The organism is Caballeronia zhejiangensis (assembly GCF_022879815.1).
GTDB lineage: Bacteria > Pseudomonadota > Gammaproteobacteria > Burkholderiales > Burkholderiaceae > Caballeronia > Caballeronia zhejiangensis.
In genome coordinates, this window is record NZ_CP084285.1 from 533,237 (window position 1) to 558,834 (window position 25,598).

General features: G+C 63.0%; 29 protein-coding genes. 14 read left to right on the forward strand and 15 right to left on the reverse strand.

Going from position 1 to position 25,598, the window contains the following annotated elements; translation table 11 throughout:
* The first annotated feature begins 181 nt into the window (after window positions 1–181).
* Together LDZ23_RS23535 and LDZ23_RS23540 are read left to right on the forward strand one after the other, a co-directional pair.
* Window positions 182–1,870, forward strand: coding sequence for an ATPase (locus tag LDZ23_RS23535; protein WP_008349013.1), 1,689 nt, complete (start codon window positions 182–184; stop codon window positions 1,868–1,870).
* 73 nt (window positions 1,871–1,943) lie between these two features.
* Window positions 1,944–2,930 (forward strand): transglutaminase family protein, encoded by a 987-nt coding sequence (locus LDZ23_RS23540; protein WP_008349015.1) that lies wholly within the window; start codon window positions 1,944–1,946, stop codon window positions 2,928–2,930.
* On the opposite strand, the gene LDZ23_RS23545 is transcribed toward LDZ23_RS23540, so the two are convergent.
* From LDZ23_RS23545 to LDZ23_RS23555, 3 genes are read right to left on the reverse strand one after another with little or no spacing between them, the layout of a single operon-like run.
* Window positions 2,917–3,663, reverse strand: a complete 747-nt coding sequence (locus tag LDZ23_RS23545) for an SDR family NAD(P)-dependent oxidoreductase (protein WP_008349016.1) — start codon at window positions 3,661–3,663, stop codon at window positions 2,917–2,919. The genes LDZ23_RS23540 and LDZ23_RS23545 overlap by 14 nt on opposite strands.
* Before the next feature lie 4 nt (window positions 3,664–3,667).
* Entirely contained in the window at window positions 3,668–4,030 is a 363-nt protein-coding gene (locus LDZ23_RS23550; RefSeq protein WP_008349017.1) for a cupin domain-containing protein, read from the reverse strand.
* A gap of 34 nt (window positions 4,031–4,064) precedes the next feature.
* Window positions 4,065–4,769, reverse strand: coding sequence for a glutathione S-transferase family protein (locus tag LDZ23_RS23555; protein WP_008349018.1), 705 nt, complete (start codon window positions 4,767–4,769; stop codon window positions 4,065–4,067).
* 120 nt (window positions 4,770–4,889) lie between these two features.
* On the opposite strand from LDZ23_RS23555, the gene nudC reads away from it, so the two are divergent.
* Both nudC and LDZ23_RS23565 read left to right on the forward strand, forming a co-directional pair.
* On the forward strand, window positions 4,890–5,807 hold the full coding sequence (gene nudC / locus LDZ23_RS23560) for an NAD(+) diphosphatase (RefSeq protein WP_008349019.1): 918 nt from the start codon (window positions 4,890–4,892) through the stop codon (window positions 5,805–5,807).
* 100 nt (window positions 5,808–5,907) lie between these two features.
* Window positions 5,908–6,495 carry a histidine phosphatase family protein gene (locus tag LDZ23_RS23565; RefSeq protein ID WP_033536518.1) on the forward strand — a complete coding sequence of 196 codons (588 nt, stop codon included), beginning with the start codon at window positions 5,908–5,910 and terminating at the stop codon, window positions 6,493–6,495.
* 211 nt (window positions 6,496–6,706) lie between these two features.
* Here LDZ23_RS23565 and LDZ23_RS23570 read toward each other — a convergent pair whose 3' ends face one another.
* From LDZ23_RS23570 to LDZ23_RS23600, 7 genes are all read right to left on the reverse strand, one after another.
* A complete protein-coding gene (locus LDZ23_RS23570) occupies window positions 6,707–7,372 on the reverse strand; it encodes a MarC family protein (RefSeq protein WP_008349021.1) in 666 nt (221 codons plus the stop codon).
* 89 nt (window positions 7,373–7,461) lie between these two features.
* The gene (locus LDZ23_RS23575) at window positions 7,462–7,803 is read right to left on the reverse strand and encodes a hypothetical protein (protein ID WP_008349022.1); all 342 of its coding nucleotides are present in this window, start codon (window positions 7,801–7,803) and stop codon (window positions 7,462–7,464) included.
* A 64-nt stretch (window positions 7,804–7,867) separates the two neighbouring features.
* Complete coding sequence (locus LDZ23_RS23580; RefSeq protein WP_008349023.1) at window positions 7,868–8,626, reverse strand: flagellar brake protein; 759 nt, start codon at window positions 8,624–8,626, stop codon at window positions 7,868–7,870.
* Between the two features lie 228 nt (window positions 8,627–8,854).
* On the reverse strand, window positions 8,855–9,841 hold the full coding sequence (locus tag LDZ23_RS23585; RefSeq protein WP_008349024.1) for a hypothetical protein: 987 nt from the start codon (window positions 9,839–9,841) through the stop codon (window positions 8,855–8,857).
* 221 nt (window positions 9,842–10,062) lie between these two features.
* Window positions 10,063–11,148: an alpha/beta fold hydrolase gene (locus LDZ23_RS23590; RefSeq protein WP_033536494.1), complete on the reverse strand. Its 1,086-nt coding sequence runs from the start codon at window positions 11,146–11,148 to the stop codon at window positions 10,063–10,065.
* A 108-nt stretch (window positions 11,149–11,256) separates the two neighbouring features.
* Entirely contained in the window at window positions 11,257–12,594 is a 1,338-nt protein-coding gene (locus tag LDZ23_RS23595) for a glycosyltransferase family protein (RefSeq protein WP_008349027.1), read from the reverse strand.
* Between the two features lie 112 nt (window positions 12,595–12,706).
* Complete coding sequence (locus LDZ23_RS23600) at window positions 12,707–13,339, reverse strand: TetR/AcrR family transcriptional regulator (protein ID WP_008349029.1); 633 nt, start codon at window positions 13,337–13,339, stop codon at window positions 12,707–12,709.
* Window positions 13,340–13,495: 156 nt separating this feature from the next.
* Here LDZ23_RS23600 and LDZ23_RS23605 point away from each other — a divergent pair, with 156 nt between their 5' ends.
* Complete coding sequence (locus LDZ23_RS23605; protein ID WP_008349031.1) at window positions 13,496–13,768, forward strand: hypothetical protein; 273 nt, start codon at window positions 13,496–13,498, stop codon at window positions 13,766–13,768.
* Here LDZ23_RS23605 and LDZ23_RS23610 read toward each other — a convergent pair.
* Genes LDZ23_RS23610 through LDZ23_RS23620 form a run of 3 tightly spaced genes read right to left on the reverse strand, consistent with a single transcriptional unit; the run spans window position 13,761 to window position 16,749 of the window.
* Complete coding sequence (locus LDZ23_RS23610; protein WP_008349032.1) at window positions 13,761–14,087, reverse strand: AtuA-related protein; 327 nt, start codon at window positions 14,085–14,087, stop codon at window positions 13,761–13,763. The two genes, LDZ23_RS23605 and LDZ23_RS23610, sit on opposite strands and share 8 nt — an antisense overlap.
* Window positions 14,074–15,432 (reverse strand): acyclic terpene utilization AtuA family protein, encoded by a 1,359-nt coding sequence (locus LDZ23_RS23615; RefSeq protein ID WP_008349035.1) that lies wholly within the window; start codon window positions 15,430–15,432, stop codon window positions 14,074–14,076. The genes LDZ23_RS23610 and LDZ23_RS23615 overlap by 14 nt, the downstream gene beginning before the upstream one ends.
* A gap of 12 nt (window positions 15,433–15,444) precedes the next feature.
* Window positions 15,445–16,749 (reverse strand): CitMHS family transporter, encoded by a 1,305-nt coding sequence (locus LDZ23_RS23620; RefSeq protein ID WP_008349037.1) that lies wholly within the window; start codon window positions 16,747–16,749, stop codon window positions 15,445–15,447.
* A 100-nt stretch (window positions 16,750–16,849) separates the two neighbouring features.
* Between LDZ23_RS23620 and LDZ23_RS23625 the strand changes: the two genes are divergently transcribed.
* On the forward strand, window positions 16,850–17,746 hold the full coding sequence (locus LDZ23_RS23625; RefSeq protein WP_008349040.1) for a LysR family transcriptional regulator: 897 nt from the start codon (window positions 16,850–16,852) through the stop codon (window positions 17,744–17,746).
* A 9-nt stretch (window positions 17,747–17,755) separates the two neighbouring features.
* Here LDZ23_RS23625 and LDZ23_RS23630 read toward each other — a convergent pair whose 3' ends face one another.
* Entirely contained in the window at window positions 17,756–18,814 is a 1,059-nt protein-coding gene (locus LDZ23_RS23630; RefSeq protein ID WP_008349042.1) for an NAD(P)-dependent alcohol dehydrogenase, read from the reverse strand.
* 317 nt (window positions 18,815–19,131) lie between these two features.
* On the opposite strand from LDZ23_RS23630, the gene LDZ23_RS23635 reads away from it, so the two are divergent.
* A complete protein-coding gene (locus tag LDZ23_RS23635) occupies window positions 19,132–19,452 on the forward strand; it encodes a hypothetical protein (RefSeq protein WP_008349044.1) in 321 nt (106 codons plus the stop codon).
* On the opposite strand, the gene LDZ23_RS23640 is transcribed toward LDZ23_RS23635, so the two are convergent.
* Window positions 19,443–19,928 (reverse strand): hypothetical protein, encoded by a 486-nt coding sequence (locus tag LDZ23_RS23640; RefSeq protein WP_235366259.1) that lies wholly within the window; start codon window positions 19,926–19,928, stop codon window positions 19,443–19,445. The genes LDZ23_RS23635 and LDZ23_RS23640 overlap by 10 nt on opposite strands.
* A 270-nt stretch (window positions 19,929–20,198) precedes the next feature.
* Here LDZ23_RS23640 and napE point away from each other — a divergent pair, with 270 nt between their 5' ends.
* Genes napE through ccmB form a run of 7 tightly spaced genes read left to right on the forward strand, consistent with a single transcriptional unit; the run spans window position 20,199 to window position 25,598 of the window.
* Entirely contained in the window at window positions 20,199–20,357 is a 159-nt protein-coding gene (gene napE, locus LDZ23_RS23645; RefSeq protein WP_008349047.1) for a periplasmic nitrate reductase, NapE protein, read from the forward strand.
* A 25-nt stretch (window positions 20,358–20,382) separates the two neighbouring features.
* Window positions 20,383–20,730 carry a chaperone NapD gene (locus LDZ23_RS23650; RefSeq protein WP_008349049.1) on the forward strand — a complete coding sequence of 116 codons (348 nt, stop codon included), beginning with the start codon at window positions 20,383–20,385 and terminating at the stop codon, window positions 20,728–20,730.
* A complete protein-coding gene (gene napA, locus LDZ23_RS23655) occupies window positions 20,702–23,185 on the forward strand; it encodes a periplasmic nitrate reductase subunit alpha (protein ID WP_008349051.1) in 2,484 nt (827 codons plus the stop codon). The genes LDZ23_RS23650 and napA overlap by 29 nt, the downstream gene beginning before the upstream one ends.
* A gap of 18 nt (window positions 23,186–23,203) precedes the next feature.
* Window positions 23,204–23,686 carry a nitrate reductase cytochrome c-type subunit gene (locus LDZ23_RS23660; protein WP_008349053.1) on the forward strand — a complete coding sequence of 161 codons (483 nt, stop codon included), beginning with the start codon at window positions 23,204–23,206 and terminating at the stop codon, window positions 23,684–23,686.
* A gap of 20 nt (window positions 23,687–23,706) precedes the next feature.
* Window positions 23,707–24,312, forward strand: a complete 606-nt coding sequence (locus tag LDZ23_RS23665; RefSeq protein WP_008349056.1) for a NapC/NirT family cytochrome c — start codon at window positions 23,707–23,709, stop codon at window positions 24,310–24,312.
* 24 nt (window positions 24,313–24,336) lie between these two features.
* Window positions 24,337–24,960, forward strand: a complete 624-nt coding sequence (gene ccmA, locus LDZ23_RS23670) for a cytochrome c biogenesis heme-transporting ATPase CcmA (RefSeq protein ID WP_008349058.1) — start codon at window positions 24,337–24,339, stop codon at window positions 24,958–24,960.
* Window positions 24,957–25,598, forward strand: a complete 642-nt coding sequence (ccmB, locus tag LDZ23_RS23675) for a heme exporter protein CcmB (protein ID WP_244808234.1) — start codon at window positions 24,957–24,959, stop codon at window positions 25,596–25,598. The genes ccmA and ccmB overlap by 4 nt, the downstream gene beginning before the upstream one ends.

The following is a 25,598-nucleotide window of genomic DNA, read 5'->3' on the forward strand; positions in this document are numbered from 1 at the left end:
TTAATTATTGACGTACTGCTGCTGAAAGGCAGAATCTCTCGGAAACAATCCTAATAAGTATTTCAGCGACGCGACACGCTGAGAACAGATTTCCTTCCGCCATGCGTTGACGTGGTCTCTATACATGGAGAACAAAATGAGAAGGATACGAGGGATGGTCCTGGCTATTTCATCAGGAGTATTGATCAGTGCATGCGGCGGCGACGCCGGCTCCGATGTCTCAGGCCAGAGCACGAAAAGCATCGCAGGACAGCCGGCTTCACAGACCGAATCGACGACCAAGGGCTACGCGTTGTCGACCGTCATCTGGAGCCGCGTTCCCATCGGCGTGTGCTGGGACATGAACAACGCGGATTTCGCGCGCTTCGCGTCGGCACGAAACTGGAGCCGCCTCGCAGTTCAGGAAACCTGGGAACAGCATTCGGGCGTGCGTTTCACAGGCTGGCAGCAATGCACGAATGACCCCAATTACTTCGGGATCCGAATCAGCGTCGATGACAGCGCGCAGAGCGGGCCGCATACTTTCGGCCTCGGCGCGATGCTGAACAACGCGGTCGGCGGAATGGCGCTCAACTTCACGTTCAGGAACTGGAGTCAAAGTTGCCAGGGACGCGAAGAATACTGCATACGCCGCATCGCCGCGCACGAATTCGGTCACGCGCTGGGCTTCGCGCACGAGCAGAACCGGCCCGACACGCCTTCGACCTGCAACGAGCCCGCGCAGGGCACGAACGGCGACACGACGATCGGCGCGTGGGATGTCGCTTCGATCATGAATTACTGCAATCCCGAATGGAACGGTGACGGCAAGCTGAGCGCCACCGACATCGACATGGTGCAGAAATACTATGGGCCGCCGCCTTCCACTCAGACGGTGTACACGCTGACGCGTGCGCAGGCGCCGGCGCGGATTACCGCCTACGAGTTTCCTTCGCGCGCTGTGAAGGCGTCGATCGATCTTTCGCTGGGCGGCGACTATCAGCGCGTCGATCAGATGTTCGCAAGCGCCGACGGCAAGCGGCTGCACGTGCTGATGGAGCGAAATTCGACGTCCGTCGATCTCGCCACCATCGACACCGCGAGCAACAAGGTCGTGCGCATCACGCCCATCGGTCCGATGTTGACGACGTTCACCGGCTATGGTTTTCAGCCCGCGTTGACCGGAAATCAGGTCTATCTGTGGAACAAAAATATCATCCACGTCGTCGATACGGATTCGGGAACGCTCGTCAGAATGCTCGTGCTGCCGAAAGAATTCAGCGTCATCAAGATCGCGACGGCCGCCAATGACAGCGAGCACATCTTCGCGCTCGCGAACGAGCGGGGAACGAGGCTGGAGGTGCTGCGCATCGAATCGGCGAGCGGCTTCATCAGGGGCGGCTATCCGGCCGGTTCGGCGCCGGCGGCGCCGCGCGATGAGTTCACCGTCACGCCGGATGCGAAGAAAGCGTATTTCGTCGGATTCGCGTCGCCGAATGCACAGGGCAATCTCACGGAGATGGACCTGGAGAGCGGCTTCACGCGCGTGCTGACCGATCTGCCGGAGAAGAATCCGAAGTTCATCGCGGCGATCAACAATCAGCAAATTCTCTTCGCCGATGACAATGCCAACAGCCCGAGCTCGGTCATCCTCTACGACGTGACGAGCAGAAGCAAGACGACCGCGCTGAGTTCGTCGAAGTCGATGGCGTATCTCCAGTACGAGCCGAAAACGAAATCCATTCTTCTGGAGCAGGACGGCGTCTGGTCCGTCAATCAGTTGAGGCAGCGCGCGGACGGAAAATACAGAGACGTCGATCTCGGCCTGCGATCGTTCAGCAGCGGTTCGGCGTATGGCGGCGTCGCTCCGTTCGTGCTCGTGACGCGTTGATGTTCAAGGCGGCGCGCCAGTGGCATGATTGTCGGGTCGACCCGATCGTGCAGCGCTGGCCCGGAGGTGGCACATGTCCGTCTTTCTCGAAGTCGAGCACGTCACGACCTATCGCTACAACACGCCGGTGGAATTCTCGCCGCATCGCGTGATGTTCCGGCCGCGCGCCGCGCACGATATCCGCGTGCTGTCGGCGACGCTCGCGGCCGCTCCGCACAGCACGCAGTACTGGATGCACGACGTGTTTTCCAATTCGGTCGCGGTCGTCGAGCCGCGCGTGCCCGCCGACACGCTCGAACTGCGCGCGCGTTTCGTCATCGAGCATTTCGGCATCAGGAATCTGGAGTTGCCGGTCGCGCCCGAAGCCGAGAATTATCCGTTTCAGTACGCCGATGAGGACCGGCTCGATCTGGCGTCTTTCCTGCCGCCGCAGTATCCCGACGATCAGCCGATGCTGCGCGACTGGGTCGCGCAGTTTCTGCCCCGGCGCGGCGTCACGCACACGCGCGACATTCTGGGGAACATCAACGCCGCCATTCGCAGCGACTTTCAGTATCAGTCGCGCGACGCGATGGGCACGCAGCGTCCGTCGGAGACACTGAATCGGCGCAGCGGCACCTGTCGCGATTTCGCGCTGCTGATGATGGAAGTCGTGCGCGGACTCGGACTGGCCGCGCGCTTCGTGTCCGGGTATTTGTACGATCAGGCGCTCGACACGCCCGCTGCGCCGGCCGTCCGCAACACGGGGCTGCAGCAGGGCGCGCGACAGATCGAGAGCCGCGACGAGCCGCTCGTCGTCGGCGCGGGCGCGACGCACGCATGGCTGCACGTCTTTTTGCCGGGCGCGGGCTGGGTGCCCTACGATCCGACGAACTCGCTCGTCGGCGGCACCGATCTGATCCGCGTCGCGTACACGCGCAAGCCCGAACAGGCGGCGCCGGTGTCCGGATCGTGGTTCGGCGCCGCGGAGGACTTCGCCGGGATGGACGTCAGCGTCAGCGTGCGGCGCATCGAGCCGCCGAGCGAGCCGTTGGCGTCGGCGGCGATCAAAACGGACTGATCCCCGACATGCCGCCATCGACGGCTAGATCGGCGCCGGTCATGTATTGCGATGCATCCGTCGCAAGGAAAAGGACCGCCGATGCGATCTCGGCGGGGTCGGCCGGGCGCTTCATCGGGATGACTTTCGCCCACTCCAGCAATTGCGTCTCCGACATGCCCAAGCTGTCGAAGATCGGCGTGTTCGCGACGCCCGGCGAAATGCTGTTGACGCGTATGCCGAGCTCGACGAATTCGGCGGCGAAGCTTTTGGCCAGAGAAACGACAGCCGCCTTCGACGCGCAATATGCCGAGAAATTTTTCGTGCCCTGATTGGCCGCGAGCGATGCCACGAGAACGATCGATGCCGGCCGCGCGAGCGAAGGCAGCGCTTCGCGCACCGTCGCATACACGCCGCCGACGTTGATGTTCAAGACATCGGTGAATTGTTCCAGCGAGGTTTCGCGCACGGGCGTCTGCCGGGAAATGCCGGCGTTGGCGACCAGAACGTCGATCTCGCGCTGAAAATGCTCGACTGCGGCTTTATAGAGACGCTGCATGTCGGCCGGACTGGCGGCGTCGGCCACGACGCACAGCGCATTCTCGCCGAGCGTTTGCGCGGCCTGACGCAGCTTCTCTTGGTTGCGTCCGCTGATCACGACGCGGGCGCCCTCCGACACGAACCGTTGCGCGGTGGCGAATCCGATGCCCGAGCTTGCGCCGGTCACGACCGCCAGTTTTTTATCGAGCAGCATCGTTTCATCCTTGCAGGTTGATGACGAGGGCGCGACCCGAGCGAAGCGCGCGCGTCGAATGCCCCGAGCCTTTCAGATCGCCTGCGACGAACACCGAGCCTTCCGCGAAGCGCCGTGCGATGTCCCCGTCCTGCACCGCGATTTCAAGCTCGCCTTCGAGGACGACGACATACTGCCGCGACGGCGGATTATGACGATCGAGAAAATAGCCTTCGTCGAACTCATGCACCAGCACGCTCTCGCACGGCTGCGGCGGCGATAGCGTCACCGAAATGCCGTTGAACGGCACGGCGACGGTTTCGAACACGCGAATGGTCCTGAATGCCGAGTGCCCGTCGGCGTCGGTGTAGATCTCAGCGCAGTCCATGACGTCTCCTTGTCGACGATCCGCTTCGAAAATGTCACGCCACCGCTCCCTGGCCCATGCGTTCGCGCACCGCGCCGCAATGTTCGACGAGCTTGCCGCGCGTGGCGACGAATCGTTTGAGCGGCGTATCGATGTCGTAGAACCAGATGTTCGCGACGAACCCGTACAGCGCGGCATCGATGCTCGCGGGCGCGTCGCCGAACATGAACGGACCGTCGCCGAGCAGATTCGCTATTGCCTGGAGACTCGCGATGCCGCGCGCATACACGGCGTCCGGCTCGTATCTGCCGATGCCCTGATATCGATAGCGCTCGAAGTTGTATTTGCGCGCGCCTTCGAGCGCGTCGGCGCCGATGTCCGGATGCTGCGTCAAGAGCGCATCGCGAAACTGCGGCCAGTAGCGGTCGTCGCGCCAGCGCGAGTACGACATCACCCAGTAAAGATCGTCGAGCGTGCGGCGGACCAGCAGATCGAGATCGCGCTGCGCGGCGCCCAGCGCGTCGTCCAGTTCGATTGCGTGCTTGCTCTTCAGATGCGCGATGATCGCATCGCTGTCGCCGACGGTTTCATCGCCGTCGACGAGATACGGCAACTGCCCGCGCGGCGCGGCGCTCGTGTCCAGCACGTGACGATGCTCGAATGGCAGGGCCGCGAGCTTCAGGAACGCGAACACCTTCAGTCCGAACGGATTGTTGTCTTCGAGGCCGAACAACTGAGGATACGAATAGAGCGTGATCATCGACGTCTCCGTGCGTCCTCCAGCAAGGACGCGCCAAGTTCGTTACGATTCCCGGTTGGCCTTGCATCTTCCCGTCACGCGTCGCGCCGCTTCCGCGCGCCGCCACACACGAAAAATACTATGCCCACGCCGCCTCATGCCATCGGTTTTACACTCGATCCGCTCGATCGCGTATCGGAGAAGCGCGACGATGAAACCTTCGTCGCCGGCCTGCGCGACGATCCCGCCACGCGCTTTCTGCTGTTCGTGAACAACGTGCCGCTGTTCAAGCGCGCGGACGGTCACGATCCCCTTTTCGTCGCGCAGGAAATCGCGACGCTCGGCGCGCCCGCGCAGACGGTTCTTCTCGGCCGCGACGCCGACCGCCGCGCGCTGTTCGCCCATTCCTTCGATGCAGAAACGCCGAGCCTCGCCGATGTCGAAGCGGTCGAACTGCGCCCCATCGCGATGCAGGGTCTCGTGTCGCCGCCGCTCGTCAGCGCGCTCGGCGAAGCGCGATCGATGCTCGACTGGCATCGCCGGCATCGCTTCTGCGCGAACTGCGGCCATCCGACCGATTCGGCGGGCGCGGGCTGGCGGCGCATCTGTCCGAACTGCAAGGCGCAGCATTTTCCGCGTGTCGACCCTGTGGTCATCATGCTCGTCACGGATGGCGAACGCTGCCTGCTCGGCCGTCAGCCGCAATTTCTGCCGGGGATGTATTCGTCGCTTGCGGGCTTCGTCGAGCCGGGCGAGACTTTCGAGCACGCGGTGTATCGCGAAGTGGTGGAGGAAGCGGGCATCCGCTGCACGGACGTGCGCTATTTCGCGTCGCAGCCGTGGCCGTTTCCTTCATCGTTGATGATCGGATGCTTCGCGCGCGCCGTCACGACCGATATCACCATCGACAGGAACGAGCTCGAAGATGCGCGCTGGTTCACGCGCGAGGAGATCCGCGCGATGCTCGACGGCACGCACGAACAGGGACTTTCCGCGCCGAAGCCCTTCGCGATCGCGCATCATCTGCTGAAGGCGTTCGCGACGCGCGAGGTGGACTGAGTGGGCAGCTTCGCGGCGCGGCTTCGGCGATCGGTGCAGAATCCGAACCTGTGTTGCGCGGGGCGCGGCGAGAGCATTCATCAGACATCGGGTGAACGACATGAACATGAAAGGCGGCATGCATATCTGGCTGATCCGGCATGGTGAGACCGAGTGGAGCAAGTCGGGCCAGCACACCGGCACGACCGACATTCCGCTCACCGACGAAGGACGCAGACAGGCGCGGGCGCTCGCGCCGGTGCTCGCGTCGCAGTCTTTCGACTTAGTTTTGACGAGCCCGATGGGCCGCGCGATCGAAACCTGCCGGCTCGCGGGTCTGGGCGATCGCGCGACGGTGGAGTCCGAGCTTCACGAGTGGAATTACGGCATCTACGAAGGCCGCACCACGCCGGAAATCCGTGAAGAGGCGCCGGACTGGTCGGTGTGGTCATCGCCGATTCCGGAGGGCGAAAATCTCGCGGATGTCGGCAGGCGCGCGCAGGCGCTCATCGACAAGCTGCTCGCGACGAATGCGATGAACATCGCACTTTTTTCGCACGCGCATTTTTCGCGCGTGTTCGGGGCGCAGTGGGCGACGGGATCGCCGGCTCTTGGGGCGCATCTCGCGATGGATACCGCCGCGATGAGTGTGCTCGGGTTTGAGCGCGACGTCCGCGCTATTGTTAAGTGGAATCTCTTGCCTTTTTGATGTTTTTTGCGATAGGTCCCGTGATCGTGTCGGCCTTTTTTTTCGCCGGATCGCGTTTTCGTGTCGGTGCATTAGGACAGGGGCAACGCCAATAGACCGACACCAACACGGGATCCGGCGAAGAACCATAAAAACCATCATCAGCAAAAAGCCCATACCAACGGTGCCTGCGAAGTTCCTGCGATCCGCCATCAAAACCCCGTCTCCCGCTCTACTTGACGTTGAGCTGAACCGATGCGATCAGTTCCGACAAACCGAGCCAGAGAATTTGCACGCCGATACAAAAGATGATGAACGCGAAAAGGCGCATGGCAATCTGCGTTCCGACGGCGCCAAGCAGGCGCTCCAAATGCCCCGCGAATCGCACGCACACATAGATGCTCGCGCACAGAACGACAAGCCCGACGCCCACGCCGGCGAGATGCACCGGCTGCAGCCCATGACGCGGCGAGCCCGTGCCGAGCGCGATGGCGACCGCGATCGCACCCGGCCCGACGGTGATCGGCAGCGTCAGCGGATAGAACGCCTTCGCACGCAGCGACGCGCCGCCGCGCGGCGTGGGCGCGGGTTCGGCGCCGTCGTCGTCATCGGGCGTCTGAAGCAGGCTCCAGCCCGCCATCGCGACGACGAAACCGCCCGCCACGCGCAACACCGGAATCGAGATCCCGAAAAACGTCAGCACATAAGCGCCGATCAAAAGCGACGCGAGCAAGATCACGAAACTGTTGATGCAGATGCGCCGCGCGAGCTCGGCGCGATCGGCGTCGCCGATATGCGGCAGCATGCTCAGCACGACGAGCGCCGTCGCGGGAGGATTGATGATCGGGAACAATCCGGCGACGATCACAAGGACCGTCTTGGCGAATTCGTTGAGCATGCGCGTCGTTGTCCGTCGTTCGTTGGCGTGCTGCAAGCCCGGACATTGTGCACGCTAAGCCGGCGCGCGTGCGCGCAATGACGGTCCGATCAGACGAACGGTGCGGTGAGAATCAGCGTGCATTCGGTGAGAAACGAGCCGATCCCGACGCCGATCAGCACGCGCGCGACGATCGTCCATACGCGCCGATCGACATTGCCCGCGCAGCGCCACGCGAGCGTGCACCACAGCAGATACAGCGCCGAGCACACGGCGAATACGCCGAGCATGCCGGGCCAGAACCAGACGGTGATCAGCAGAAATGTTTCGGGAGTGACGCCGCTCGTCCAGAGGTCGAGATAGACGAACCACCACGCGAGGTGGATCGGCACGCCCAACAGCCACCAGACTTTCCAGAAGCGTTCTTCTCCGCGCCAGGCCTTGCGCAACATGCGTCGTCGTGAGTGGAAAGAGGCACGCATTTTACTCCACGCGTTGCGCGCCCTTTCCGCGCCTTCAGGCCGACAGGCTGCGGCGTTTCGCTTCCATGCGCGTGATGAGCCGCTGCAGCACGTTCTCCGCGGCGGCCGAAAGCCGCACGAAGCGAAAGCCGACGACGTAACGCACATCGCCGCGCGGCGTCGTCACGGAGCGCGGCGACACGAGTTCGAGATCGACGGGCAAGGCCGCGCCCGGACCGAGATGAAGCACGACATCGCGGAACAAGGTGCCGCGCTCCGTTTCCGCGAGACGCGGCGTGTCCATGCGCAGCGCGATGCCACCGAGCGACAGGTCGTGCACTTCGTGGCGGAACGCTTCGCCGTCGGCGAATGCGCCTTTCGCGTAGAAGGGTTCGAGAACCGGCGTCGGCACGCGGAAGTATTCGCGACGCTGGAACTGATAGAGCTTCTCGGGGAACGGCACTTCGAACGCCTGACGTCCTTCGTAGGTCACGGCGCGCGCGGCGAGCGTCGTGAATTCGACGCGCACGCCGTCCGGCGCACCCTTGAAATACAACTGCCGCGCTTCGAGCAGCACACGATTGTCCGCCTCGACGCCGCCCCAGTCGAACACGATGCACGCTTCGCGCGCGTCGGTTTTCAGCAGTTGCGTAACGATCTGTCCGCGCCCGCTCGTCACGGTGAGCATGTCGCCCCGCTGCACGAGCGTTCGCAGAACGATCGATATTTCGGATGGCGTGTGTCGCGCGAAGCGCTCATGATCTTCCGCGAATTTTTCGATGTCTGTCGTTTGCGGCAACGGTTCGGCGAGCATGATGGTCCAATCTAGTTATCAGTTTGGGACAGCGAGCGACGACTACCTGCTTTGCCTTATGTTGCCCGAAAAAAACGGCTTCAGTACATCGGTAACGACTAGATTTTCACGGCAATTCAGCGTTTTGCAGAGCAGCAAACCATTTGTCTTACGGATAACTTTCTAAAAATGAGAAGGCCGGGCGCGAACACCCGGCCTTCTCGCGCTTCATGCGACACGCGTCACGCGTCACGCGAGCGTATCGAGTTCGCTTGCGAGCGCGCGGCGTCGGATCGGCGCGAGCGCAGCGCCCATGCGTTCGCCCTGCGCCTCGCTGATGAGGCTCATCAGGATTTCGCCGAAGCGCGGTTCGTCCACGCCCGAGATGATGTACTGCCACCGATACGCATCGACCAGTCCCGCATGCACGCGCGCCTCTTCGTCGGCGGAAAGCGCGCGGTCGAGTTGCGATACGAAGTAATGCGCGTCGGCGGCGGCTTGCGCCTGCATCATCCCGTCGATGGCCGCGACTAGCTCGATCAGATCGCCGATCGCGGCATCGCGCGCGTCGTCCTCGAGCCGCGCGTCTTCGCGCATCCACTCGAGTTCGTCGATGATCGCGTGCTGCGACTCCTCCTTCCAGTGGAACAGGAAGATGTCCTTGAATAGCGGCGACAAGCTCGCGTCGCTTTCCATGCTCTGCCGGTAATGCACCTGCGTGACGATTTCGACGCAACACGTCAGTGCGAGAATCGACCACGTCGATTTGCCGAGCACGAACGCGGCAACCTCGTCGGCCTGCGCGATGAAGCGATAGCCCGGCGGCAGCGTTTGCGCGGCGAGCGCTTCCACGCGGCGAAACAATTCCTGATGCTTCAGCTCTTCGTCGGTGAACCGCACGATCGCTTCGAGCGCGGTCTGATCGCCGAGCGCATGATCGCGGCCGACCTCCAGCATCTTCGCGCCGACGAAACGCTCGATCATGCCGAACATGTTGGCGTACGTGCGGCCCTGAACCTGAGACATCAGACGGCGTTCGCGCGCGTCGAGGAACGGCAGACGATGCACTTCGGATAGTCCGTCGGGCATGAACTTGTGCGCGGGATCGAAATGACGGCCGCGCAATACGTCGCGATCGATATCCCAGCGGATGCGGCGGGACACTTCGATGCACTTCGCATAACGTTGCTGCGGGGTGATTTTCCTGGATTGAGACTCGTGCTGAACGGCTTCCATGTGCGAACTCCGGAACGACTCTGCGTCGATGACTCTGATGAATGCGCGCCCTGCAATCCGCGCGCTGCGTCGAACAGGTCTGCGTAGGGTCGTGCGCCGCGTCACCGTTCTGCGAATCATTCTCTGCAACGGCCCGCTCTCGCACATGAGGCGCATGTCCCGGCTGCGCACCGGGACACGGCATTTGGCGGCAATGAAGGGGGACGCAGGTCCCGAAGCGCTCAGGCGGCGGGCGCGTCGAAGCCCGCGCGGCGCGCGAGCACGATGGCCTGCGCGCGGTTTTCGACTTCGAGCTTCGCGAAAATGCTGGTGATGTGATTGCGCACGGTCTTCTCGCTCAACGCGAGTCGCGCGGCGATCTGCGCGTTGTCGCGCCCGCCCGCGAGCAATTCGACGATATCGCGCTCACGCGGCGTCAGCGCGGAGAACGCCGGATCGCTCACGTTCGATGACGGCAGAAACCCCCGCACTTCCTCGCGCCAGCGTTGCCACGCAGGCTCGGATTCGAGCGTGATGTGATTTTCGCTATCGAGCGGCACGAATCGCGCGCCGGCAATTTGCCCGGCGAGCAGGCGGCTTTCGTCGAACGGCACGCGCGCATCGCCGCTCGCGTGCAGCACGAGCGTCGGACATTGCACGCGCGGCAGCAGCGCCACCACGTCGATCTCGTTGAACACGCGCATGATGCGCGCGGCGTTGCGCGGCGTGGTCGTCAGACGTTCGAGTTCGTTGAACCAGTGATGCTGCTCCGGCGTGCCGCCGGGAATGAACTGCGTCGTGAAGAACTGGCGAAACGCCGGATTCTGCTTGCCCCAACCGAGTTCGGCGAGCTTCACGAGCATTTCGGCTTCCTCGTGCAACGCCGGATCGCACGAGCGTTTCAAACGGCCGCGCGCGTAGCCGCCATGCAGCACGAGATGCGTGACCCGCTCCGGATGCGCGACCGCATACGCGATGGCAATCGACGCGCCCTGCGAAATTCCCAGCAGCGGAAAGCGTTCGAGGCCGCTCGCATCGGCGACGGTTTCGAGATCGCGCAGCCAGGCGTCGAAGGAAATTTCGCCGACGTCGCGATCGGAGAGACCGCAGCCGCGCTGATCGTAGCGAATCAGCGTGTGACGGCCGCACAGTTCGAGCATCAGATGGTTCCAGACCGGGCTCGTGAAATCGAGCTCCAGATGACTGAGCCAGTTCGCCGCCTTGATGAGCGGCGGGCCAGAGCCGCACGTCGCGTACGCGATGCGCACGCCGTCGCTCGCCGTGCAAAGGCGGATATGCTGCCGAGGCGTGGACGGGCGCGGCATCATCGGAACGATGTGTAAGTAGGGACTACCTAAAAAATCGATGCACGCGCGGCGGCTCGCGCGATCGCTCATGCTTGCGCGTAAAGCTTTGGAAAGTCAAGGAATAGACAGTCAGGGACGGCGCGCGCCGCGCATCTGGCTCGTCAGGTCGCCGTGATGCATGATGAGCGCGCGCAGCGACGGCCACATATGCATGTAATGCACCATGAAGCTGTCGCGCGACTGAAGCTGATACGGCGTGTTGATGGTCGCGCAATCGAGCAGATGGCGCGAGTCGGCAAGGCCATGCCGTGCGAGCACCTTGATGAACACGTCCTGGTCGCCGCCGCTTGCATAGGTCGACGATTTATCCGCGATCGCGCCGATGCACTGCTCGATTTCCGTCAGCACGTCGAGATTTTGCGGCGTGTTGCGAAAACCCATGATGCCCGAGTTGAACTGCCAGCTTACGTCCGTCGCGAGCACGCGATCCCGCTTCTCGCATAGCGGTTCGAGCCGCCGGCTCTGATCGGCGACGAGCACGTCGGCATCGATCCAGAAGACCCATTCGTGTTCCGGCAAATGGCGCAGCAACACCCAGGGCTTGATCCAGTTGCCGCTCGCGCCCGCGCCCGCTTCGGCCGGCACGTCGCGATAGAGATGCAGCGCGTAGCCGTGACGCTCGCAATAGCGGCGCACGTTGCGCTCGGCGATCGCGCCGTATTCGCGGATATTCGGCGTATGAAGCATCGCGAGCGCGATGGACGCGCTTCGGTTCGACGCTTCGTAGCGTGTTTCATCGGCTTCCGGCTGCGGCAAGGCGAGATACGGCAGGCCGCGCGCCTGACACTCGTTGATGTGCTCCGCGAACAGATCGCGCAAGTCGGCGAAGACCGGCTGATTCTTCGGCGCATCGGGCATATCGGCGAGCGCAAGAGAGAACGCGGGCCATTCCGCCCATATCGGCGACACGTTCAGCGCCGCGAGCACAACGGGATGATGGCCTTCGATCGCCTCAGTGAACGGCCGAGGTCCTAGCGCACTCAGCAACTGCGCTTCGCTCGCGAGCGCCCTGCCGAACCTGGCGCCCTCGCAGATGCGTTGAACCTGCTCGCGCGCGGCCGCCGTGTTGCGCCAAAGCTGAAACGCCGCCATGACGTCGCCGGGGTCGTCGTCACGATACGAGACGATCCAATCGCGGTTTTCCCCGCGCATGAGCGTCTCGCACGGAATGTCGCGTAACAGCAGGCAATCCTGCGTGATCAGCAACACGAGATCGCCCTCGGCACACGCGCGCAGCTTGCGCAACAACACCTGATACTTCAACAGCATTCGCAGATGTGCCCAGCCGATCGCGGCCGTATCGACATACTCGTGCGGATAAGCAAGACGCGCGCAATAGCGGCGATGATTTTCGAACGACGCGCGCGCGGTGTCGTCGGCAAAAAAACTGATGACGTGAGTCGTCATGGCGATGCTCCAAAATGCCGGGTGTCGGGGATTTTGGTCCCGTCATCGGCGCGCGGGCAAGCGCAAGGACACTTTGTTTCGTCGTCGATTGTGACGGCTGCGAACGTTTCGCTCAGCGCTTCGCGCGCAGCGGCAGCGTCGCGATGAACTGATCGACCGCCGCGAAAAGCGCCGCACGCCGCACGCCGTCCTGCGCCTGAATCGACAGACCCGCGAACAATGTCATGCACAGCGCGGCGAGCGCCTGAACATCGGTGCGAGCGTCGAGCTCGCCATTTTCGACGCCCTGCGCGAGCCGCGCCGCGACGATCGACGCGACCTTGCGCCGGCGCTTCTGCATCTCGGCGCGCAATTGCGCGTGCTCGCCGCCGACGGACATCGCGCCCAGAAAGATCATGCAGCCACGCGGAGTCTTCCTGCCGGTGAACAATTCGACGCTCGCGCGGAACATCGCGCGCAGGCCGTCGCGCACGGATTCGTGCGCCTGCAACTGCCTGAGCGCCGCGCCGCCTTCGGCTTCCGTGTACAACTCGACCGCCTCCCGATACAGATCCTCCTTGCTGCCGAACGCGGCATAGAGGCTCGGCGAATTGATGCCCATGGCTTCAACGAGATCGGCCATCGAACAGGTGTCGTAGCCTTTCGCCCAGAACACTTCCATCGCGTTTCGCAACGCCGCTTCGCGGTCGAATGCGCGCGGCCGGCCGCGCGCCCTGTGCTGCGTCTCGTGCATTTCCGACGACATGTCTCACTCCTTTTCGATGCCGGCGATTAGTGCGTCCATCGAAATTCTGAATTATGTGTCGATCGTAACAAAATAACTGGACGCTGTCGCGCGCCGATGCTTAAATATCTGTATCGATCGTCACATAAACATCGGAACCATCTCAGGAGTGTCGCCATGAAATCGACTTTGTCCGCGCTCGCAGCCGCTTTGCTGCTGGCAAGCCCGCTGGTGTCGTTTGCGCAAGCCACGGAAACGGCTGCATCGCCTGCGCCGTATTCGGTGTTCGTCGATCAACCCACCGGCTTCACGTTCGTGAAAATGCCGTCGGGCTGGAAGTTCGTCGGCGCGGTCTCGCAGGAAGAGGCGCAGCATGTGCCGGCGAACGTGTTGACGTCGGTGTTGCCCGCGGATTCCGCGCGCAAGATCGACACGGTATCGGTCAGATAGGCGTTGGGCTGGAAACCGCATCGATTTCGATATCGAGCAAAGCCGAGCTCATCGACTTGCCGTGCGCGTCGAGCGCGAGCGAACGCGTGACGCCGCCGCCGAGCGCATCGCGCAAAACGAAATTGAACGCGTGCAAGAGCGGCAGTTCGTAACGCACGACATCGCCCTTCACGACATCGGCGAGATGCGCTTTCACGCGCTCGGGCGTCAGTTGCGCGCGCAGATGCGCGTAGTGCTTCGCGTCGAAGCAGATCACCGACACGTTCAACGTGTTGCCTTTGTCGCCGGTGCGGCCATGCGCGAGTTCACGCAGTTTCATCGCTTGCCTCCACGAATTCGAAAACGGGCTTCACGTGTTCGCGCGCGAGCAGCACGGACTGCACCGCGATGACTTCCCGCGTCGCCTTCGTCACGCCGCCGCCGCCCGCCGGGCCGTTGGTATAGAGCGTTTCGATCTCGTTGCCGATGCGCGCCGCCTCCTTCGCGCTCGACGTGCGTCCCGCGACGCGCACGCGCACTTCATACGGCTCTTCGGCGTTCGATGCGAGCGCGTCGCCGTAAAGCGAATTGACGCCGATGAGGTCGAAGCGCAGTTCGCTCGTATCGATGCACATGATCGACAGCCGTTCGCGCGCGATATCGAGCGCGAGCCGCGCGCGTGCGACCGCGCCCGGACCGCCGTAGGAAATCTGACCTTCGCCGATATAGCCATCGACATAAGCGACCGATGTCTTCAGCGTATCCGTGCGCGCGTGGCCGCGTCCGCCGGTCACGCGCACGCGGTCGCGCGCTTCCTGCGCGACGCGAACTTGCGTGAAATCCGCGACGACGTCCGGCTGAAAATAACGCGCCGGATCGTGAATCTCATAGAGCAGTTGTTCCTTGCACGTCGCTTCGGTCACGCAGCCGCCTGCGTGCGGCACCTTCGTCACGATGACAGAACCATCCGCGCTCACTTCGCCGATCGGGAAGCCGAGACGCGCGAGATCGTTCACGTCCTTGTAACCGGGGTCGGCGAAATAACCGCCCGTCACCTGACCCGCGCATTCGAGCAAATGGCCGACGACGGTCGCCTGTCCGAGCGTCGTCCAGTCGTCCATCTTCCAGCCGAATTCGTGGATGAGCGGCGCGGTGAATAGCGACGGATCCGCCACGCGGCCGGTCAGCACGATGTCCGCGCCCGCCGCGAGCGCAGCGACGATCGGCGCCGCGCCGAGATACGCATTCGCCGACACGATGCGGTCCGCGTACGCGCTCACATCGTCGCCGGATTCCTCGAAGCGCAGACGCGAACGCAAAACGACATCGAGCACGTCGTCGCCGGTGACGGCTGCGATTTTCAATCCGTCAAGGCCGAGCTCGCGCGCGATCCTCGCGGTCTTCTTCGCCGCCGCACGCGGATTCGCCGCGCCCATGTTCGAGATGATCCGCACGCCATTTTTCGCCGCGACGGGCAGCACGGCGCGCATGCGCGTTTCGAGCAACGGGTCGTAACCGAGTTCGGGATCGTTGCGGCGCGACTGCTGCGCGATCGCGATCGTGCGTTCGGCAAGGCATTCGAACACGAGATAGTCGAGCGCGCCGTGCTCCGCGAGTTCGACGGCAGGCTCGATGCGATCGCCCGAATAACCCGCGCCCGCGCCGATTCTGATGATGTCTTTCATGGCGCTTTTCCTTTACAGCGGCAACACGCCCAGCACGACGCACGCGATCGTCATGACGACCGACGCGCCGAACAGCAGCGGGAACGTGAACTTCTGATGATCCGCGAGATCGATGCCGCACAAGCCGACGACGAGAAACGTCGCGGGCGTGAGCGGGCTCACGGGAAAGCCGGTCGTCATCTGACCGAGGAGCGCCGCCTGGCCGACATGCACCGCCGGCACGCCGAGTTGCGACGCCACTTCGGCGATCACCGGCAACACGCCGAAATAGAACGAATCGGGATCGAAAAGCATCGAGAGCGGCATGGACAGCAGGCCGAGCACGACCGGAATGTGGCCGGCAAAAGCGGGCGGCACGAAACCGACCGCCGCCTGCGCCATCGCCTTCAACATGCCGCTGCCCTGCATGATGCCGGTGAACACGCCCGCCGCGAGCAGAATGCCGGCCATCATCAACGCGGCGCGAGCGTGCGCGTCGATGCGCTTTCGCTGCATGTCGACGTTCGGGTAATTCACCATCAGCGCAATGCACAGCCCGACCATGAACATGATGGCGGGCGGAATCTTTTCGCCCATCGCGACCATCGTGCCGAGCACGACGACCGTCAGCACGATGTTGAACCAGAAATTCTTCGGGCGGCGCAGCGACTGTTCTTCGGGCGTCAGTTCGCGCTTCGGAAGCGGAATCGCGCCGTTCGCGCTCGAATAGCCGAGACGCTTTTCCTCGCGGCGGCCGAGCCACCACGCCATGCCGAACACGAACACGAGCCCGACGGCCTGCACCGGAATCAGCGGATTGAACAGCGATGAAATCGGCAGATGCAGCGAAGCCGATGCGCGGATCATCGGCCCGGTCCACGGCAGAAAGTTGATGCCCGCCGCCATCGAAACGGCCGCGGCGAGCACGCGCTTGTCCATGTTCAGGCGATCGTAGAGCGGCAGCATCGCGGGAATCGTGACGAGAAAGCAGACGGCGCCCGAGCCGTCCAGATGAATCAGCAGCGCGAGCAGCGTCGTGCCCATCACGATGCGCGTCGGTTTCGTGCCGACCGCGCGCAGGATGCGATCGATGATCGGATCGAGCGTGCCCGCGTCCGTGATCGTGCCGAAGTAAAGGATCGCGAACACGAACATACCGACGACCGGCGCGAGGCTCTTCAATCCGTCGATGACGAACCTGCTCGTCGAAAGCCCGAAGCCGCCGATCAGCGACGCCACGATCGGCACGATGATGAGCGCGACGAGCGGCGACATCCGTTTGGAAAGGATCGCCCCGAGCAGGACGACGATGGTGGCGAGGCCGAGCATCGGCAGCATGAACGTGTCTCCGAATATTGTCTTTTGGTGCGGTCCAGAGTAAGTTCGGAGCGGCGATTACACAATTGAAATGATTTGATCGCAGCTATCACGGACCATAATGGATCTGAATCTTCGCGATATACGCGCGCTCGTCGCCGTGGCCGAGGCGGGCAGTTTCACGCGCGCCGCCGAACGCCTGCATTTGTCGCAACCCGCGCTGACCGTGCAGATACGCCGCCTGGAGGAAGCCGTCGGCGCGCGGCTTTTCGACCGCAACAGCCGCAACGTCGCGCTGACGCCGACCGGACGCGAACTGCTGCCGCTCCTGCGCAAGTCGTTGCGCGACATGGAGAACGTGCTGCGCGATGCCCGCGCGATGGGCATCGGCGAAAGCGGCACGATCCGCATCGCGTGCCTGCCGACGTTCGCGGCGAGCGTGTTGCCTGAGTTGATCATCGGCATGAAGCGCGAGGTGCCGCGCGTCGCATTTCAGATTCGCGACGTCGTGGCGAGCACCGTGAATGCGCTCGTGCGCAGCGAGGAAGCCGATATCGGGCTGACCGGCGGCGATGTGGCCGATCCGTTGCTTGAAGTGCTGCATGCGGGCGTGGACCGGCTCGTCGCGGTGTGTCCGAAGGCGCATGCGCTCGCGAAGAAACGCCGCATCTCGGTCGACGATCTCGCGCGTTCGCCGCTCGTGCTCACCGCGCCAGGCACGAGCGTGCGCGCGGTCGTCGACGCCGCGCTCAGCGAGACGCGCGAAACGCTCGAGATAGCGTGCGAGCCGACTTACATGATGACCGCCGTCGCGATGGTGCGCGGCGGCCTCGGCGTGACGATCCTGCCGGAAACCGCGCGCGAGGTGCGCGCGGAACCGGGGCTCGTCGCGAAACCGATCGACCATCCGGCGTTCGTGCGGCCGATCGCCATCGTGAAGAAGCGCGGCAGGACGCTGCCGGCAGTGACGGAACGCTTCGTCGAAAGCATGCGCGAGGCGATGACATCGCCCCGCTGATACACAGGCTTACTTTTCCATCGTCGCCATGTCGATCACGAAGCGATACTTCACGTCGCTCTTCAACATGCGTTCGTAAGCCTTGTTGACTTCGTCCATGCGAATCATCTCGATGTCGGACGTGATGCCGTGCTTGCCGCAGAAATCGAGCATTTCCTGCGTTTCCGCGATGCCGCCGATCAGCGAGCCCGCGAGCGAGCGGCGCTTGAAGATCATGTTCATCACCGAAGGCGACGGATGCGGATGCTCCGGCGCGCCGACGAGCGTCATCGTGCCGTCACGCTTGAGCAGCGACATGAACTGATCGAGATCGTGCGACGCGGCGACCGTGTTCAAGATGAAATCGAAGCTGTTCGCGTGCGCGGCCATCTGATCCGGATCTTTCGACACGACGACTTCATGCGCGCCCAGACGCTTCGCATCCTCGATCTTGCCCGGCGACGTGGTGAAGAGCACGACATGCGCGCCCATTGCGGCGGCGATCTTCACGCCCATGTGACCGAGACCGCCGAGACCGACGATGCCCACCTTGTGCCCCTTCTGCACGTTCCAGTGGCGCAGCGGCGAGTACGTGGTGATGCCCGCGCACAGCAACGGTGCAACGGCCGCGAGTTCGAGGTTCTCGGGGATGCTCAGCACGAACGCCTCGTCGACGACGATGTTCGTCGAATAGCCGCCGAAGGTCACGCCGCCCGACTTCTTATCCGGCGAGTTGTAGGTTTGCGTAAAGCTTTCCGGGCTCTCGCAATATTGTTCGAGTCCTTCCTTGCACGCATTGCAGACGCGGCATGAATCGACCATGCAGCCGACGCCCGCCAGTTGCCCGACCTTGAACTTCGACACGTCGGAACCGACTGCCGCGACGCGACCGACGATCTCATGGCCCGGCACGACCGGATAGTTCGTGCCGCCCCATTCGTTGCGCGCCATATGCAGGTCGGAATGACAGACGCCGCAGAACAGAATGTCGATGCGGACATCGTTCGGACCGACATCGCGGCGTTGAATTTCGAGCGGACCGAGCGGCTTGTCGGCTGCGGATGCTGCATAGGAATACGCTTTCAGCATGGTTTGCTTCCCTCTTTGATTTGCATCTGTGAACAGGACCGGCGCTTGCTCCTGCCGGAGAAGCGCGGCTATTGAATCAGACGTGCTGGATGGTCTTTGTGTGCGGCAGCGAACGTTCGCCATCATGCTCCGCCACGCGTTGCGAGCGACTTGCCGATCGCGCCGGTAGTTAGGCGGAGACGCGCAACGTCAGTACTGTATGCCTATCGGGGATTATCTGCCGAAACGACCGCGCGCCAGGCGCGTCGCCGGAGAATTTGACAATCGGCGCCGTGAGGATCGACCTCGCGGCGGAAGCATTTCGAGAGACCAGAACGATGAAAGCGAAAGCCATTACGGCCAGCATCGGCATGCCGGGCGGCGCGGTCAGCGCCGAGTTTCATATCGATACGGGGCGGCTCAGGATCTTCGAGCGCGGCATGCTGCGCGTCGAATTGTTTCCGCCGCAATCGTGGTTCACGGTGGCGTCGGTGGCGGGAAACAGCCGCTGGGGCACGCGGCCGCTGGAAGCGGATATGCGTCTCGTCGTCGAGAGCTTTATCCTGCAGCGCTTCGGCATGAAGGCGTATCGGGGCGAGACTTCCAGCGCGCAACGCGTATTCGATTCGCGATCCGAATCTTTAGCGGATCATCTCTGACTGCGCGCGGGCGGCTGATAGCCCGGAACCTGATGCAGCGCGCAATCGCACGCCGCGGAGAGCGCCGCCAGCCGCTCGATGTTCTCGCGCAAGTCGGCCTGCGTGCGCGCAATCGTTTCACGCAGCGCTTCGACCCGCGGCATGATCTGTTCCGCGATCACGCTGCTTTCTTCCTTCTTGCCGAGCCACGCTTCGGCGTCTTCGCGCGCTTCGCGCAGTTCCATCACCGAGACTTCGGTCTGTGCCTGAAGACGCGCATAGGTTTGCGCGAGTTCGCCGAGCCCCATCGATTCCATGCGTTCGACGAAATCGCGCGTCGAATGCATTGCGAGTTCACCGGCGTCGTAAGCCATGAACTGGGCATCGTCGATTGAAAGCGAGATGCGGCCTTCGGGCGTGGCGAATTCGAGCTTGATCGGCATGATGCGTGGATGTCCGTAATCGAAGAAGTGACCGGATTCTAGAAAGCCGCGCATGAAGCGACATTCAGAACAAGATGAAAGCCATATCGCGCGCGTGAAAAGGAGCATTAACGTCATTGCGATTCGTTCGAGCGCGTGAAACGATGCACGGCGATTAATTCGAATTGCGCCACATTTGGCGCGATGGAAATTTATCGACAGTTGCAAAACCCGCCCTCGACGCCGTGCGATTTTCAACTTGAAAAGATGCATTTCTTAAACCAACAATGGATCCATCTTTCGCGCTGGCCACCCCACTTCGCCAACCGAGATCTGACGCGCCCCATGGATGAGAAAGACGAAATACGCAAATCCGAAGAGTTGCGCAGCTTTCTGTTTCTGACCGTCGTCATGGTTCCCGTGCTCACGGTCATGATCATCGCCACTTACGGATTCGCGGTCTGGTTCTATCAGATGCTGATCGGCGGACCGCCACATCATTAACGAGCGTCGCGACTATTTGAATTAAATGGAGCTCAAACCCGTCGATATCAACGATCGTTACGCCGACAAGACCGATGAGTCTTGCGAGTTTCACATAGCCGGCGTCGTTGTATTCGGCCGTATAGAAGCGCTGCAACGAATTACGCGCGCGCTCGCGGCTTTGCCTGGCGCGCAAGTTCACGGATCGAGCGCCGACGGCAAGATCGTCCTCACGCTCGAAAGCGATCGCTCCGCTTGCGTCGCCGAACAATTGCAGGCGGTGCAATCCATTCCCGATGTCATCAGCACCGCGCTCGTCTATCAGCATCACGAAGCCGCCGATCCGCTCACCGAGGACATCGACGATGAAACTGACTCGTCGCGCGTTCATTAAGCAGACGGCCGCCACCACGGCGGCCGCATCCGCGGGCATCACGCTGCCCGACATGCACGCCGTCGCGCAGAGCGACGACATCGCCTGGTCGAAAGCGCCCTGCCGCTTCTGCGGAACGGGATGCGGCGTGCTCGTCGGCGTGAAGGGCAATCAGGTCGTCGCGACACAGGCCGACCCGCAGGCGGAAGTCAACCGCGGACTCAACTGCGTGAAGGGCTACTTCCTCTCGAAGATCATGTACGGCCAGGACCGTCTGACGACGCCGCTCATGCGGATGAAAGACGGCAAATACGACAAGAACGGCGAATTCCTGCCCGTGTCGTGGGATGTCGCGTTCAACGTGATGGCCGAGCAGTTCAAGCGCGTGCTGAAGGAGAAAGGGCCGACGGCCGTCGGCATGTTCGGTTCGGGGCAATGGACCGTCTGGGAAGGCTACGCAGGCGTCAAGCTGATGAAGGCGGGATTTCGCAGCAACAATATCGATCCGAACGCGCGGCATTGCATGGCATCGGCCGTGACGGGCTTCATGCGGACCTTCGGCATGGACGAGCCGATGGGCTGCTACGACGACATCGAAGCCACCGACGCCTTCGTGCTGTGGGGCTCCAATATGGCCGAGATGCATCCGGTGCTGTGGTCGCGCGTGACGGCGCGGCGGCTTTCGAATCAGGACGTGCGCGTCGTCACGCTGTCGACGTTCGAGCATCGTTCGTTCGATCTCGCCGATCAAACCATCGTCTTCACGCCGCAATCCGATCTCGCGATCATGAATTACATCGCGAACTACATCATCAAGAACGGCAAGGTGAACCGCGATTTCGTCGACAAGCACACGAACTTCAAGAAGGGCAACGCGGACATCGGTTACGGGCTGCGGCCCGACCATCCGCTGCAAAAGGCGGCGAAGAACGCGGGCGATCCGAACGGCTCGCAGCCGATCACCTTCGACGAATTCGCGCAGTTCGTCTCGCGCTACGACGCTGCCTACGTGACGAAAATTTCCGGCGTGCCGAAGAACAAGCTCGACCAGCTCGCGCAGCTGTACGCGGACCCGAAGACGAAAGTCGTGTCCTTCTGGACGATGGGCTTCAATCAGCACACGCGCGGAACCTGGGCCAACAACATGGTCTACAACCTGCATCTGCTGACGGGAAAGATATCGACGCCGGGCAACAGCCCGTTCTCGCTGACGGGCCAGCCGTCCGCGTGCGGCACGGCGCGCGAAGTCGGCACGTTTTCGCATCGGCTGCCCGCCGATATGGTCGTGACCAACCCGAAGCATCGCGAGGAAGCGGAGCATATCTGGAAGCTGCCCGCGGGCACCATCCCCGACAAGCCGGGCTTTCATGCCGTGCTGCAAAACCGCATGCTCAAGGACGGCAAGATCAACGCATATTGGGTGATGGTCAACAACAACATGCAGGCTGCCGCGAATATCAACAACGAAGCGCTGCCGGGGTATCGCAAGGATTCGAATTTCGTCGTCGTGTCGGATGTGTATCCGACGGTCACGGCCGTCGCCGCCGATCTGATCCTGCCATCCGCGATGTGGGTCGAGAAGGAAGGCGCCTACGGCAACGCGGAACGGCGCACGCAGTTCTGGCATCAGCTCGTACAGGCGCCAGGCGGCGCGCATTCGGATCTCTGGCAGATCGTGGAATTCTCCAAGCGCTTCAAGGTCGAGGAAGTCTGGCCCGCCGAACTGCTCGCGAAAAAGCCCGAATACAAGGGCAAGACGCTCTACGACATCCTGTATCGCAACGGCCAGGTCGACAAGTTTCCCGCTTCGCAAGTCGATCCGAAATATCGCAACAACGAGGCTGCGGCGTTCGGCTTCTATATCCAGAAAGGATTGTTCGAGGAATACGCGAGCTTCGGACGCGGCCACGGCCACGATCTCGCGCCGTTCGACATGTATCACCAGGCGCGCGGCATCCGCTGGCCGGTCGTCGATGGCAAGGAAACACGCTGGCGTTACAAGGAGGGTTCCGATCCGTATGTGAAGGCCGGCGCCGACTGGCAGTTCTACGGCAATCCGGACGGCCGCGCGGTGATCTACGCGCTGCCTTACGAGCCGCCCGCCGAATCGCCGGACAAGGACTATCCGTTCTGGCTCGCGACGGGCCGCGTGCTGGAGCACTGGCATTCGGGATCGATGACGCGCCGCGTGCCCGAACTGTATCGCGCGTTTCCGAACGCGGTGTGCTTCATGCATCCCGACGACGCGAAAGCGCTTGGCCTGCGACGCGGCGTCGAGGTGCGCGTGATATCGCGGCGCGGCGAGATGCGTACGCGCGTCGAGACGCGCGGCCGCGACAAGCCGCCGCGCGGGCTCGTCTTCGTGCCGTGGTTCGATTCGAGCCAGCTCATCAACAAGGTGACGCTCGACGCCACCGATCCGATCTCGTTTCAGACCGACTACAAGAAGTGCGCGGTCAAGATCGTGCGGGTCTAGGGTCCGGGAGCCGACGCCATGCGTACGTTGACAGCCATCGTCATTGCATCGCTTCTTGCGCTGGCCGTGCTCGCGATCGCGCAGCCCACGGTGCCCAGTCTGCCGTTCCACGATTCGCTGCGCGGCACGGCGCCGCTCGATGAGGAACCGAAAGCCCCGCTCATCGCGCCGACCGAAAACAAGGACGTGATACGCGGACTCAACTACGCACAGCAGCCGCCGACGATCCCGCACAAGATCGACAACTATCAGCTCGACAAGAACGCCAACCGCTGTCTCGGGTGTCACGCGCGCAGCCGCGCCGAGGAAAGCGGCGCGGTGCCGGTGGCGGTGTCGCATTACATGGATCGCGAGGGCGGCGTGTCCGGGCATTTGTCGCCGCGACGCTACTTCTGCACGCAATGCCACGTCCCGCAGGCCGATACGAAACCGCTCGTCGGCAATACGTTCGTCGCCGTCGAAGACGTCAGGCAGCAGCCGGACAAAACCAAGAAGCGATAGACGATAAACAAGCGACCATCATGTGGGCACTGATCAAGCGCTACTGGATCACCATTCGCCGGCCGAGCCTCTATTACAGCCTCGGCTTTCTGACGCTGGGCGGCTTCGTCGCCGGCGTGGTGTTCTGGGGCGCCTTCAACACGGCGATGGAGCTGACCAACACCGAAGTCTTCTGCACCGGCTGTCACGAGATGCGCGACAACACCTACGCCGAACTGAAGAACACGATCCACTTCAGTAACCGCACGGGCGTGCACGCGAAGTGCTCGGACTGCCATGTTCCCCACAACTGGACCGACAAGATCGCCCGAAAGATGCAGGCGTCGAAGGAAGTGTGGGCGAAGATTTTCGGCGCGGTGAACACGCGCGAAAAGTTCCTCGACAAGCGGCTCGAACTGGCCGAGCACGAATGGGCGCGCTTCAAGGCGAACGACTCGCTCGAATGCCGCAATTGCCACTCGTTCCAGTACATGGACTTCACGCGGCAAAGCCCGCGCGCGCAGCAGGCGCATCAGCGCTTTCTGGAGACTGGCGAGAAGACGTGCATCGATTGCCACAAGGGCATCGCGCATGAACTGCCGAACATGGCGAAGGCGCAGGAAATCGACGACAGAAAGAAGCAGTAAACAACGCCAAGAGAGGAAACATTCATGCTCAGCGCCCGGCAACTCGACGTGATGCGCGGCAGCCGCACGATCGTCGCCGGCGTGAATCTGTGCGTCGATGGCGGCGCGGCGTTGCTCATCCACGGCGCGAACGGCAGCGGCAAGAGCTCGTTGATCGCCGCGCTCGCGGGTCTGTTGCCGCCCGCCGCGGGGAAGGTGTCATGGCGCGGCGTGAACGTGCGCGACGATCCGGCGCGCTTCAGACGCGACCTCGCGTATCTCGGCCACGCCGACGGCTTCAACGGCGAACTGACGGTCGCGGAAAACCTGCGCTTCGCGGCGTTGCTCGGCGCGAACGCCTTGCACGCGAACGAGCGCGACGTGCTCGAGCGCGCCGGTTTGCAGCCGCTGATGCACGCGCGCCTGAACCGGCTGTCGGAAGGTCAGCGGCGGCGCGTGGCGCTCGCGCGGCTCGTGCTCGCGGCCAAGCCGCTGTGGCTGCTCGACGAACCCACCGAAGCCGTCGATGACGCGGGCGCGCTCTGGTTCGCCGCATGCATCGACGATCATCTGCGCGAAGGCGGCGCGCTCGTCGCGACGACGCATCGCCCGCTTGCCGTCGATGCCGCGCGCGCACGTCATCTGCATCTCGAACGGAGCGCGGCATGATCGCGCTGACGCTTCGGGTGATCCGGCGCGAGCTGCTCTTGAACTGGCGCTCGCGCACCGTGACGCTTTCCGTGCTGCTCTTCTTCGTGCTGGCGTCGAGTCTGTTTCCGCTCGGCGTCGGTCCCGATCCGAAGCTGCTGCACGCAATCGCGCCGGGCGTGCTGTGGGTCACGGCGCTGTTCGCGGCGCTGCTTTCGGCTGGCCAGCTCTTCAGCAACGATTTCGCGAGCGGCGCGCTCGAACAGATGCTGCTTTCGCCGCAGCCGCTCGCGGGCATCGTGCTCGGCAAGATCGCCGCGCACTGGATCACGACCGGTCTCGCGCTCGAATACGGGCTCGATGCGCGCACGATCCTCATGCTGATGGCGTCGCTCCTGATCGGCACGCCGCTGCTTTCGCTGATCGGTTCGATGGGCGCGGCGCTCACGCTCGGCGTGCGCGGCGGCAGCGTCGTGCTCGCATTGCTGATTCTGCCGCTCTACGTGCCGGTGCTCGTATTCGGCGTCGGCGCGGCCGATCCCGCCGCGAGCGCCGCATGGGCGAACGCGAATTTCTCGCTGCTCGCGGCGGCGTTGTGCATCGCGCTATGGCTGTGTCCGTTCGCGAGCGCGGCGGCCCTGCGCATATCGATGGAATAG